At 42.7% G+C, this 12,982-nt stretch carries 11 protein-coding genes; 7 read left to right on the top strand and 4 right to left on the bottom strand.

The window, feature by feature from the left end; all coding sequences use genetic code 11:
- Positions 1-122: 122 nt before the first annotated feature.
- Positions 123-911, bottom strand: coding sequence for an archaetidylserine decarboxylase (gene asd / locus JKM87_RS15930; protein WP_202081367.1), 789 nt, complete (start codon positions 909-911; stop codon positions 123-125).
- 116 nt (positions 912-1,027) lie between these two features.
- Between asd and JKM87_RS15935 the strand changes: the two genes are divergently transcribed.
- The gene (locus JKM87_RS15935; RefSeq protein ID WP_202081368.1) at positions 1,028-2,785 is read left to right on the top strand and encodes a UbiD family decarboxylase; all 1,758 of its coding nucleotides are present in this window, start codon (positions 1,028-1,030) and stop codon (positions 2,783-2,785) included.
- A 65-nt stretch (positions 2,786-2,850) separates the two neighbouring features.
- Here the strand turns inward: JKM87_RS15935 and JKM87_RS15940 are convergent, their stop codons facing one another.
- Together JKM87_RS15940 and JKM87_RS15945 are read right to left on the bottom strand one after the other, a co-directional pair.
- Positions 2,851-3,393 (bottom strand): gamma-glutamylcyclotransferase family protein, encoded by a 543-nt coding sequence (locus JKM87_RS15940; protein ID WP_202081369.1) that lies wholly within the window; start codon positions 3,391-3,393, stop codon positions 2,851-2,853.
- A 63-nt stretch (positions 3,394-3,456) separates the two neighbouring features.
- Positions 3,457-4,599: a DUF445 family protein gene (locus JKM87_RS15945; protein ID WP_202081370.1), complete on the bottom strand. Its 1,143-nt coding sequence runs from the start codon at positions 4,597-4,599 to the stop codon at positions 3,457-3,459.
- Between the two features lie 88 nt (positions 4,600-4,687).
- Between JKM87_RS15945 and JKM87_RS15950 the strand changes: the two genes are divergently transcribed.
- From JKM87_RS15950 to JKM87_RS15970, 5 genes are read left to right on the top strand one after another with little or no spacing between them, the layout of a single operon-like run.
- Positions 4,688-6,049 carry a YheC/YheD family endospore coat-associated protein gene (locus tag JKM87_RS15950; RefSeq protein WP_202081371.1) on the top strand — a complete coding sequence of 454 codons (1,362 nt, stop codon included), beginning with the start codon at positions 4,688-4,690 and terminating at the stop codon, positions 6,047-6,049.
- A gap of 10 nt (positions 6,050-6,059) precedes the next feature.
- Positions 6,060-7,163 carry a YheC/YheD family endospore coat-associated protein gene (locus tag JKM87_RS15955; RefSeq protein ID WP_202081372.1) on the top strand — a complete coding sequence of 368 codons (1,104 nt, stop codon included), beginning with the start codon at positions 6,060-6,062 and terminating at the stop codon, positions 7,161-7,163.
- 4 nt (positions 7,164-7,167) lie between these two features.
- Positions 7,168-8,544, top strand: coding sequence for a YheC/YheD family endospore coat-associated protein (locus JKM87_RS15960; RefSeq protein ID WP_202081373.1), 1,377 nt, complete (start codon positions 7,168-7,170; stop codon positions 8,542-8,544).
- On the top strand, positions 8,541-9,827 hold the full coding sequence (locus tag JKM87_RS15965; protein ID WP_202081374.1) for a YheC/YheD family endospore coat-associated protein: 1,287 nt from the start codon (positions 8,541-8,543) through the stop codon (positions 9,825-9,827). Before JKM87_RS15960 ends, JKM87_RS15965 begins: the two co-directional genes overlap by 4 nt.
- A gap of 10 nt (positions 9,828-9,837) precedes the next feature.
- Positions 9,838-10,296 carry a GNAT family N-acetyltransferase gene (locus JKM87_RS15970; protein ID WP_202081375.1) on the top strand — a complete coding sequence of 153 codons (459 nt, stop codon included), beginning with the start codon at positions 9,838-9,840 and terminating at the stop codon, positions 10,294-10,296.
- A 115-nt stretch (positions 10,297-10,411) separates the two neighbouring features.
- Here JKM87_RS15970 and JKM87_RS15975 read toward each other — a convergent pair whose 3' ends face one another.
- A complete protein-coding gene (locus JKM87_RS15975) occupies positions 10,412-11,194 on the bottom strand; it encodes a carbon-nitrogen family hydrolase (protein ID WP_236838897.1) in 783 nt (260 codons plus the stop codon).
- A gap of 170 nt (positions 11,195-11,364) precedes the next feature.
- Between JKM87_RS15975 and JKM87_RS15980 the strand changes: the two genes are divergently transcribed.
- Complete coding sequence (locus tag JKM87_RS15980) at positions 11,365-12,735, top strand: dipeptidase (RefSeq protein ID WP_202081377.1); 1,371 nt, start codon at positions 11,365-11,367, stop codon at positions 12,733-12,735.
- Positions 12,736-12,982 lie beyond the last annotated feature (247 nt).

Consider the following 12,982-nt stretch of genomic DNA (forward strand, 5'->3'; position numbering starts at 1 on the left):
GCTTTACTTATTATACTGCGAGCAAAACCATATATCAACCTTCATTTATTTTAGGTTAACATATGGTCTATAGTAAATACACCGACGTTAAAGGAAGAAAGCGGCTATGATGATACATGTTTTTACTTATAGCGTATCGATCCGATGGCCTCTCCCATATGGACTTTATTCCCCTCTTCGAGTCCTTTGTTCATAACAAAAGCACCTTCTTGGATGAGCAAAACAACGGTAGATCCAAATTCAAAATAGGCGAGCTCGTCACCCTTTTTAACAGTCGTGGTTTGTAACTGGTCACTCAACTGAATGCTTGATACATTCATTGCCCCTACTTTAACGACTGCCAGTTCTAACTGGTCACGCTTCATATATGTGATGAGACGTTCATTACGACTCAATACACGAGGCATATGCGTTAACCCAAAATCATTGACGGGATAGACTTTCCCCTTTAAATGGACGTGACGCATAACAGCGCCATCTAAGGGAGCATGAATGCGATGATAATCTGTTGGACTCAGATACAAAACGATGTATGTGCCTTGTTGATACTTAGCGGCCTCCACGTCGTCCTGTAGCATTTCGGCAATCGTGTAGCTTTGGCCTTTAATATCTAATATGGTCCCTTTCTGCACTTGTCCCACGCCAGTAATCCGCGCATCAACCGGACTCACCAAGGTGTTTTCCCTCTCATCTATCGCACGAGCCCCCTCTTTAAGGCGTCGGGTAAAGAAGGCGTTCAGGGTGGGGTATTCTTCTAACCTTTTTTCTGCCTCATCTATATTAATTTGATACGTCTGAGCGAAGGATTGAATAAAGGAACGACTGAGCTTAGACTTAGCAAACTTTCCCGTTATAGACGAAATCAGTTTCTTGGACGATAATTCGGTTAATAGCTTGTATACGGGTTTCATTATTTTACTCCTTTTAGAAAGAGGGTCCTTTACAGGAACCATGTTTTTCTTTGCCTTTTCTTTTTATTATAGTACATTTATATTGAAGAAAAAATCACGAAACGTTGAGGTGCCCTATGTATAAAAATCTACGTGAGTTTATCGACGTTCTAAGAAAAGAAAAACAAGTGGTTGAGATTGAAGCAGAAGTTGATCCTCACCTTGAGATAGCAGAAATTCACCGTCGTGTCATCGATGAAGAAGGTCCTGTCCTCTTTTTTAAAAATGTGAAGGGAAGTACATTCCCCGTTGTAACGAACCTCTTTGGTACAAAACAAAGGGTAGAAATGGCTTTTGGCCCAAAGCCTGAAGAGATCGTCAAAGGCCTCGTTGGAGCCTTGGACAAGCTGATGCCCCCCAAACCAAAAGCATTGTGGGAGGAACGTCAATTATTGTTAGATGTCATGCGCACAGGAACAAAAACGGTGCAAAAAGCGCCCGTGACGGAGGTATACAATCCTTCGTTTGATATGACATCTCTACCGGCCCTCACCAGTTGGCCAGAAGATGGCGGACCGTTCATCACCTTACCTTTGGTATATACAGAGTCGCCCGCGACAAAGGAACATAACTTGGGAATGTATCGGATTCAATTATACGAAGCCCAGCAAACGGGAATGCACTGGCAAATTCACAAAGGGGGCGGCTTTCATCATCATGAAGCGGAAGAGGTGAATAAAAAACTTCCTGTAACCTTGTTCCTTGGTGGACCGCCAGCCTTAATTACGTCCGCCATTGCACCGTTACCTGAAATGGTGCCAGAGCTCGTCTTCGCCTCTCTACTATTAGGCGAAAAACTAGGTTTACATCAGCCAGAAGAAGCGGCACATGCGCTAGTGGCAGAAGCGGAGTTTGCCTTTAGTGGACATGTTCCACCACATGTGAGACGACCTGAAGGTCCTTTTGGTGATCATTATGGTTACTATTCTCTGACACATGATTTCCCTGTGTTTAACATCGAAAAAGTATGGCACAGAAAAGATGCCATTTACCCCGCTACAGTGGTTGGAAAGCCTAGACAAGAAGATTACTATATCGGAGAGTACTTACAAGATGTGCTTTCTCCTTTGTTCCCTGTCGTCATGCCGGGGGTAAAGCGTTTATGGACATACGGTGAAACAGGCTTCCATTCACTGGCGGGAGCTGTTGTGCGAGAAAGTTATTATAAGGAAGCGATGGCTCATGCTTTCCGTATTATGGGGGAAGGACAACTCACTTTAACGAAATTCCTTATGGTCAGTGATGTTGACGTCGATTTAGCTCACTTTCCTGCTTTCTTTGAAAACATATTAGCGCGCTTTCAGCCTTCTCGAGACTTGTTGATCGTCAATGACACGTCCATGGACACTTTAGATTACACTGCCAGAGGTAAGATTAACCGCGGTAGTAAAGCCATAATGACTGGTTTAGGTGATCCTGTTAGAGACCTTCCTAGAACGTATGAAGGGGGTCATATCAATGGCCTCAATGATGTGAAAGTCTATTGTGGAGGGTGTCTCGTCGTTTCAGGAGACTCTTTTGACAAAAATCCAAACTTACCCGAGCAACTTGTTGAGCGAGGCCAAAAAGCCTTAGAGCCTTGGCCTGTGGTCTTCATTGTTGATAATGCAGAGGAAGTCGTTAGAACTCAAACCTCCTTCCTATGGACCACCTTTACACGTTTTGATCCCGCTAGTGACCTCTACGCAGACGCAGACATCGTACGGAATAAGATCGCTTATAGAGGTCCTATTATCATTGATGCACGTATGAAGCCCATGTATCCAAAAGAACTTTTTGCAGATGAAGACACGGTTAAGCTTGTTGATCAAAGGTGGAACGAGTATTTCAAATAATGAGAGACAAAAAAGGTTCGCAGTTGACGCGAACCTTTTTTACATGTCTTATGCGACACTTTTGTTTACTTTTTATGCCCTTTTTTATTCACTTCTCCTGCCTCGTTCTCCTTTTGAAAATCCGCTCTTTTCGTCAGTGGATGGTCAGCTTCAACATCTAGCTCTTCTTTTACTCTCTCAATAAAATGTTTCCGATAAGTTGGTGAACAGTATTTAGTCATCCCATTGACCATGAGACCGAGATAATATGGTGAAGGGGCGATCTCACTTTTTGCTTTATTGACGACCTGGTAGGTGTACGCCCGAATCGATTTATGACGAAGCAGCACATCAACTTCAATCCGCTCATAGGCACCAGAATCCACGCCTTCACGTTTATCTAGATCCGGTAAATGCTTTTTAGGAAATTTATATAGGACGCCTTGGACCTCATGACCTGAACTAGGAATCACGTCGGCGACGCCCCCTGCACGACTTTCTCCATACATACTGAACACGAGACGATAATCTTTTAAAATAGCGCCCCCTAATGTCCGAAATTCTGGCACCGTGCGTCTGAAATCAACTTCATCCATACAAGATCCGTAAGCAAAATAATACTCCGCCATCGTATCTCTCCTTTATCACACGATTCATTGATACAGCATATTGTCTCCTCACCATTCTAGTGCTTAAACAAGTAAAAATAATAGCATTATGGACTGAACAAAACCAATCCCTCCGCCGAGTATGGCACCAAATAAGGTCACTCTAGACAATTCTTTTTGGGCCAACTTTTGTATGAGAGCTTCTACTTTAGGGAGAGGAAAAGACAACACCCTTTTCTCCACCATGTCACTGATTTGACTTTTCTTGATGAAACTGAGGATATGCCTTTCAAACATAGGGATATTTTCTTTATACAGTGTCAGTACCATTCGGTGGAGCTGCCCTTCCCATGATTGTAACAAGGTATGCAATGGTTCGTTCGCTATGGTCTGCCACTTATGTTCTAATTGCTTTTTGATCATCTCTCGAATATCTGCCTTTTTCTCCTGTAATAAAAGGTCTCCTAATGTGGTGTTCAGCCACTCTTGTAAAACGGCCTCTGTTTGCACCTCGATTTGGGCCATTGTGTCAGGATGGTGTAGCCATTCTATTACGGTGGTCCTTAGCTTTTCCGAAATCCGATCCATGGGGACAAAACTAGACACCATATGCCCGAGCGCACCCTGCTGGCTCAATACGCCCTGTAATGACTTTGATAAAAACCGTTCTCCTTCCGTAGACAAAAGAAAGTGCTCTGCGTGTGCCATCATGGCTTTTAAACAAGCTTTTTTCTTTTCTTTTAAAGGTAGCTGCAGAAGATCCACACATTCTCTAACGGTTAACTCACTCCAATTATCTAACTTTTGAATGGCTTTCCTATCTACCATACTCTTAAGTTCATTTAACGCTTCATCTAATATATCCTCACCATTTGCCGCTGGACCTGATGATTGTTTAACCACTAGTTCGCGTAACGATCGTTCACTCTGTGTTAAACGCGTGACTTGGTTATGTAACCACTGTTCAACTTCACGCTGGAAGGTTTCTGAGCGTATCGTTTCTTTTATCGTATCTTCAGTCAGTAGCTGTTCTTCTACTAATTGACCTAGTTGATGTGCAATCTGTTTATGTCTACTCGGGATAACCCCCGGGGTAAATGGTAGTCTAAAGCGCCCAATATGTATGGGTTCATACGGTCTAAAAAGCATACGTATGGCAACGACGTTCGTCATCCCGCCGATGAACGCTCCTACCATGATACTAATGAAAACGTACAATATTTCCATATAAAGCCCATCCTTTGTCAAAGTTTCACCTAGTGTGTGCACCTTTCATAATCTATAGTATCGACTTAACCTAGAGGGGAAGAAGCCTATGAGTGAAATGAATATAACGATCACGCATACCCCAAATAAGTTAGAACGTTTTCCGACTCTACAGATTCCTCAAACCATTCTAAAAAAGTTAAGCATCCCTTCTGATCAGCCTATATCTCTCAATATAGCAGGAGATCAACAAAAAATCACTTGTTGTTCCACTTCATCAAAAAGTAGTCAAATTAGCATGGATCAACAACTTGCTAATGCGCTAGGGATCCCTGATGAGAGTCGAGTGAAGATAGGATACACCCAACAAACTCAGCAATTAAAAATCGGACCTGTACTTGCTATACTTGTCAGCACAATTTCTAAAAACAACCCACCCTATGGCAAGCTGAATAAATTTTTCCAAGAAGTGATCGTGTATGCAAGAAGTCGGCATATCCTTGCCTACGTGATTTCAGTCGAGCAGTTATTAAAAGGGGAGCGAAATGTCACAGGTTGGACCTTTTACAAAAATAAATGGTGTGAAATAACATGTCCTTATCCTCATGTTGTATACAATCGTATTGGCACTCGCAGGGTAGAGCGTTCTAATCAATTTACAGACCTTAAAGAAAAGCTGTCTCATCGTCAAGTACAACTATTTAACGCCACATTCCTTAATAAATGGGAAGTGTATGAAAAACTAAGTGATCGAAAGCTTCAGAACCACCTACCAAAAACACAGGTGTTTGGACCTCTCGCATTAAAAACGTTTGTAGAGCAGTACCCAGCCGTTTTTGTTAAACCAGTGAATGGTTCACTCGGAAATGGCATCTATCGCATCAATCGTACACCATTCGGGTTTGCTTCGCACTACACCACTAAAAATGGTCAAATTTTTAAACAGTTTAACAAGTTGAGCCAACTCTATAACTACTTAAGCAGAAGAGTGAACCCCAAAAGATATATCGTTCAGCAAGGTATACCATTAATTCAAATCCAGGGGCGCACCATAGATTTCCGTGCGCTTATGCAGAAAAATGGTTCCGGAAAATGGAGCACCACTTCTATGGTTGCCAGAGTCGGACCCGCTAACCGATTCGTATCAAACATTGCCCGTGGTGGAGAAATATGCAGAGTGACAAAAGCGCTCCGATATTGTGGTTTCAAAGATCCAAAAACTTTACGCTCAAAGCTTCTTCACGTCGCTAAAAAATCTTGTGAAGCCATAGAAGATCAGTATAATAATCAGTTCGGTGAGTTGGGGGTTGATTTAGGGGTCAGCCGTAGTGGGCATGTTTATCTACTCGAAATTAACTCTAAACCATCAAAAACGGATGATACAGTGCCATCTTCAACTGCAAAAGGGCGTCCGTCAGTACACCGATTACTCGATTATACCCAATATTTGATGAATCACTCAGCAAAATGAGGTGTCAACAATGAGTAAAACACATTTGGGCATTATGGTTCGATATCACTCATCGTATCCACCGTTTACGGAAAAATACTTCTTTAAGTTGATCACGTTATATGCACTTAAGGTCGGCATTGATGTCACTGTCTTCTCCCCCAAAACGGTCCTGTGGGGGCAGAAGCTAGTGATGGGATACCGTTACCACACCAAGCGTCATCAATGGGTTAAAGGGTATTATCCTGTTCCTGACGTGCTTTATGATAGGATACAGTATTCTAACCGCAAGCAAATCCCCACATACCATGCAGCTATTCAACGATTACAACGTCAGTTAGGATGTCGTTTGTTAGGCAAAGGATTGCCAGGTAAATGGCACGTCCATAACATGCTTAAAAATATAGATTCCATTACCCCTTTTCTCCCGGAGACAGTCCGTTATTCGGATCACTACAATTTAAGAGAGCAATTACAGCGCTATCGTTGTCTATTTTTCAAACCTGCTTCAGGTAGTCATGGTAAAGGCGCATTCAAACTGACAAGTGATGAAAAAGGTTTTCACATTCACGGTCGCAGTAGCAAGAATCAAGTTTTTTATAAAAACTTTTCCAACTTAAATACGGCCAAATTGTGGGTCAGTCGTTTTATCAGACGCCGCGTTTACGTCGTGCAACCCTACTTAGATCTCAGTAGTCCTGACGGTCATCCATTTGATATCCGTATCCTTTTACAGAAAGGACAAAAAGGTCAATGGGTTGAATCAGGGCGTGCGGCCAGAGTAGGTAAAAAAGACACATTAACATCTAATATTGATGGTGGGGGTACCGCTGTAGACGCCAGTCGTTTCTTACGTCAATACTACACAACTGAACAATACGAAAAAATCAATAGTGACATTGAAACGATCCTTACACACTTACCACCGAAATTGGAAGAGCGACACGGTCCGCTTGTTGAACTTGGTGTTGATATAGGTGTGGACCGTAACGGTAACGTGTGGATCATTGAATTAAATTCTAAACCAGGAAGAAGATCTTTTCATATTGCACACAACAAGCGTGCCTTTATCTCTGCCATCATTACACCGGTAAAGTACGCCAATCATGTGGTTTCTAAGTCTGGAGGTCGTTAGGTAAATGGAACCTAAGATTGTCACAGTTAAACAGCATCCTAGCTCAAACAATAAGGTTTTTTTATGCCCTGAGATTGCCTCCTCTTTTGAAAAGAATGCTTTTATTACGATTCATTATGGCCTGGAAAAAACAAAAGCGACTATCGTGCCTGTTAAAGATAAGGGTGTTGTGGCTTTCTCATCAAATGTGTGGCAAAAGCTAAATATCCCTTTTCCACACAAAATGCACGTGCAGGCGAAGGATAAGCGCTTATTAATCGGTCCTCTTGTCGGCATAATGACGACAGGAGTTAGACCGCATCGTACTCATCCTGTAGGGCAACGTACAGGGTTTTATACGAAATACATTCTGACCCAAAAAAACATCCCTGCTTCCTTTTTCATCTTCTCTCCAGCCGACATCATAAGTGATGATCGAGTGGTCGGGTATTTTTTACGGAAACAGGACGGTAAACTCTTCTGGTCTAGGCATGTTGTTCCTTATCCTACAGCCGTCTATAACCGTATCTTTAGACAGGGAGAGAAAATGCGTTTTGTGCATAAGGGCAAACGACGATTGGAACAAAAAGGGTCAAAAGTGTTCAATCCATCAACTTTTAACAAATGGGAAATACATCAACTCATTCATGAACGTGCAGACGTTAAGCAATATGTACCTGAGAGTGTGATTAATCCTGATTTAACCACCCTTAAATACCTTCTACAAAAATACAAAATGGTCTACCTCAAACCGGCAGAAGGTTACCTTGGATTAGGTATCGTGCAGCTCATCCAACAGCCTAAGGGCGTGATTTGTCGCTTTAACAAACAGGGGCGTAATCATACAAGGCTCTATCCCTCTCTACAATCACTGATTAAAGGCATGTTCAAGGGGAAATCCTTACGCAAGTATATCGCCCAGCAGGGCATTCGCCTTATTCATTATGAAGGGCGTACCATTGATTTTCGAGTCCATGCTAATAAGGACGTCCATGGTCAGTGGAAAATGACTGGAGCAGCAGCAAAAATGTCTGGAAAAGGAAGCGTAACAACTCACATGCGTACGGGTGGAAACGTTCTTTCCTTTGACACTGTTATACGAAGCTTTTTCTCAAATAAGCAGTACGAGAAAGTCTATGAAAATATGAAGGAAGCGGTCATCCTCTTAGCTAATGCCATTGAAGAAAGTGTGTCCGGTTATGTCGGGGACATTGGGTTTGATATAGGTATTGATCAGCAGGGCCGCCCATGGATGTTTGAAGCCAATTCGCAACCTGGGCGCCATGTTTTCGCTCACCCCAGTATGAGAGAAAGTGAACTATTAACACGCAAAGGAATACTAGAATACGCCTTGTACCTAAGCGGATTCGGGTTTACTCAGAAGGAAGTGATATCCTCATGAGAAAGCGTACCAACATTTACTATGATCAGTACAGTAATAAATGGTCTTTCAGTAGTCGACAGAGTCTCAACAGGAGAAAAGTTTACTGGGGTGCTTCTCCAGTTCCGATGAATCTTATGCGTACCTCGAGCCCACCGAAGGCCACTTCCAGCCTCCCTATGAGTGCCAGGATAGAAAAGCGGTCCAGTTATTATTACCTGGGCCCTTTGCTTGGCATTCTTACAACAAAAGGAGGAAAAAGCCCTTTTGCCGGAAATAAGAAAAATTTTATCGATCTTAGCCGTACAGGAAAACAACATGGGGCTATTGTCTTTGTATTCACCCCTGATGACGTCCATTGGGAAAATAATAGTATACACGGTTCTATGTATGACTTTAAGAAGCGCACGTGGAAGAGGGCACTTTTTCCACTCCCTAACGTTGTATATAATCGTGTCCCCACCCGAAAAAGCGAAGCATTAACTAAAGTCCAAAGCTGCATAACTAGGCTTAAATCGGCGCAAGGTGTGACCCTTTTCAACCCGCATTTCTTCAACAAACAAGAGCTATTCACATTATTACAGAATGAGGAAAGCATTCGGCCATACCTACCGGATACCAAACAACTTCAATCTAAAAACTCTCTACTAGATATGCTTAATAAACACAAATCCGTTTATTTAAAACCAACAAAGGGTAAAGCTGGCGCCGGTATTATAAAAGTGGCTTATAACAAAGAACAACAGGTCTATACGATTAACTCCCAAAAGGGTGATACACCAAAAATACTCAAAACAAGGCAATTTGATCAAGTATGGCGTTGGTTTCAGACTAACAAGTACAAATCACCTTATCTCATTCAACAAGCCATAAACCTTCACCAAATTAAACACTGTCCCTTTGACTTCCGTGTACTATTACAAAAAAATAACACCGGTCAATGGGAAGTGACCGGAATAGGGACGCGCGTTGCCGGAGTAGACAGAATTACCACCCACGTGCCTCGTGGGGGGAGAATTGAAAACCCGACACACGTCCTAAACCAACTATACCCTACCTCTCAAGCTAGTATGATTAGCAAAAAACTGAAAACATTAGCCATCACCATTGCTAAAGCGCTAGAAGGGGAATATTCATATCTCGGTGAAATGTCGATGGACATAGGGTTGGATACGGATAGTCACCTATGGTTTTTTGAAGCTAACTCTAAGCCGATGAAATTTGATGAACCAACCATCAGGAGCCAGTCACTCAAGAATATTATTGGCTATGCTCAATACAAGACGTTTGGGATAAAGAGGTGAATATGATTGTATGATTGTTCGTAATCTTACTGGGCATCAAGTAGAAAAGTACAAAAAGAAAATTGTTGATTTTATAAAAAGACATGGCGATAAAAGGATTACTAGGGAAGCCATACAGTGGGTACGCCAAACAAACGCAGCCCAAGTTGCTCAAGATGGAACCGTGCTTATGTGTGCCCTCGATCAGAATAAAGTGGTCGGTGTACTTATTGCAGTGGACTATGGTATGATGGAATCTTTTATCGTCGTGCATAGGCAATACCGTAACCAGCATGTCGCCAAGCAAATGGTCAAAGAAGTGGTGTCTAGTATGGGGAAAATCTACGGTCGTGTGGCTATGGATAATGCCCCTAGCTTAAAGGTATGCTTAGATAATGATATGGTTGCTTTTCACTTATTTGAAGGACCAACGGGTAAGCCTACCTTGTGGCTAGGAGGCGGAAATTGGAGTAAAGAAGACGTGCTGTAAATAAAAACGTCCAGGTAGGGCACTACCGTGGACGTTTTTTGTCATACATTCGCTTTGTGTTACTCGTTTAATAGCTCACATACAGCCGGGATGCAATAATATCGCCTAAAGTGCATTAACCGTATGTCTGTACCTGTCGATCTTTGAAAACGGGAATCCTAGACCGCACATCATCCACTTGAGCAAGGTCAAGGTCTCCCACGAGTAAGGTTTCACGATTTTCAGCTGTAGCAAGTACGTTGCCTACAGGGTCGTAAATCGCTGAATCACCGCATGATTCAATCTTATTAGCTACACCACATCCATTAGCGGACACCACAAACATTTGATTCTCTATCGCCCGAGCCTGGTTCAACGTACGCCAATGCAAGCTTCTAGGGTGTGGCCACTGAGCAGGCGTAAAAAGTATTTTAGCACCTTTAATCGCCTGCCCTCTTATGCCTTCTGGAAATCTTATATCATAACAAATCTGTACTGTACAAAGCACACCTTCTATTTCAAAGTTCCCTTGAGACGTCCCCGATGTAAAATACGTTGCTTCCTGACCAGGAGAAAACAAATGCACTTTATCATACTGATGAATGACCTCTCCCATTGGATTAAAGACATAACAACGATTATAAATGTCCTCTCCTTCACGCACCGCAATAGAACCCCCGACGACATATATACCTTGTGTCTTCGCTAAATCTTTCATCCATTGTATATCATCACTTTGGTCTACATGCTGTACCAGCTCGCGTACATTTTGGGGAATGAATCCCACATTCCAAGTTTCTGGTAGAACGAGAACATTCACATGATTGTCGATGGCCTGAGTTGCATACTGTGCCAACCTTTTTCTATTTTCTGCAGGCTTTCCCAATTGTGTAGCCGCTTGAATCACACCTACCCTCATCACACATCTCCTCCTCTCTCTCTATTATAAAAAAGTAGGTCAATTTACGAAACATAAATGACAGAATTGTTCATCATTATTAATTATTATACTATTCGTGTTTCGAAATAGTCACAAATGAGGTACACTATGACTAATGAATATACCTTGAGATGAGGATGTGGTTATGCATGAGTGAAATACAACAATACTTAACTGAGCACAGAGACCAACATTTAAAGGAGCTAAGCGATTATTTAGCCATCCCATCCGTCAGCGCTCTATCTGAACATCGTGATGATGTGGCTCAAGCGGCGGAGTGGACAGCTGAATCACTTAAGAACATCGGGATGGAGCATGTCCAAATCATGGACACTGGTGGACACCCCGTTGTATACGGTGACTGGCTGAAAGCTGAAGGGAAGCCAACCGTTCTCATATACGGTCATTACGATGTGCAGCCGGTTGACCCTCTAGAATTATGGGAAACGCCCCCTTTTGAAGCGAACATACGGGACAACAAAATATACGCTAGAGGCGCTAGTGATGATAAAGGACAAACGTTTATGCACATCAAAGCGCTAGAGGCTATTATGAACACCAAAGGTGAACTCCCCCTCAATATTAAGTTCTGTATTGAAGGTGAAGAAGAGATCGGAAGCCCCAACTTAGATGCATTCGTCGAAAAGCACAAGGACCTTCTGTCTGCCGATGCCTTAGTCATTTCTGATACCCCTATGTATGAAAAAGGCAAACCAGCCATTTGTATCGGATTAAGAGGGTTATGTGGTCTCCAAATCGATGTCAAAGGGCCTAAGGGTGACCTCCATTCTGGCTTATATGGCGGTGCTGTTCAGAATCCGATTCACGCCCTTGTTTCCCTTTTAGACTCCATGAGAGATGCGGAAGGCAGAATTTTGGTGAAGGGATTTTATGATAAGGTAGCGGATATGTCCCCCGAAGAAAAAGCTTCATATGATGCGTTAGAGCACAATGAAGCACAAATGAAGGATGCCTTAGGCGTACCGTCTTTATATGGTGAAAAAGGGTATACGACCCTTGAGCGCACTTGGGTACGACCTACACTAGAAATCAATGGAATATATGGCGGCTTCCAAGGAGAAGGGATTAAAACAGTCCTCCCTTCAGAGGCTCATGCCAAAATCACATGTCGGCTTGTGCCGCACCAGGACCCACAGGACATTGCCGACCTTATTCAGGCCCATATTAAGGAACATACACCACCTGGCGTAACAGTTGAAACATCGTTATTTGACCAAGGGAAGCCTTACCTTACACCGCCAGACCATCCAGCGATCCAAGCGGCAGCCAAAGCGTACGAGAAAGCATACGGTGCTAGGCCTTCCTTTACACGTATGGGTGGCTCGATACCCGTTGTAGAAACGTTTTCTCAGCTTCTACAACTACCCGTTGTCCTCATGGGATTTGGGCTACCTGAAGAAAACTTCCACGCACCCAATGAACATTTTCATCTAGAAAACTTTGACAAGGGATTAGTGGCCTTATCTGAATACTGGTTTGACTTAGAGGGAGCTCTGTAAATGAAATAAGATATATCAATCTTTAATCTGAGCCATTCACAATTTTCCACACCAAAAACCTCCTAGATGACCTTTCCTATAACAAGAACGGAAAGTGGCTAGGAGGTTTTTTTTTTCATGCCACTCATGATAAACGAGACTTAATGAGAGTCAATAACTGGTGAGGGTGTTGAGGATGTGGCTGTAGAATCTTCACCATTATGACTAGAAAATTGTATAAGAGATGATAAAGCCGCTTGTTGTGCAC

Origin of the sequence: Caldalkalibacillus salinus, assembly GCF_016745835.1 — a bacterium.
GTDB classification, from domain to species: Bacteria; Bacillota; Bacilli; order Caldalkalibacillales; family JCM-10596; genus Caldalkalibacillus_A; species Caldalkalibacillus_A salinus.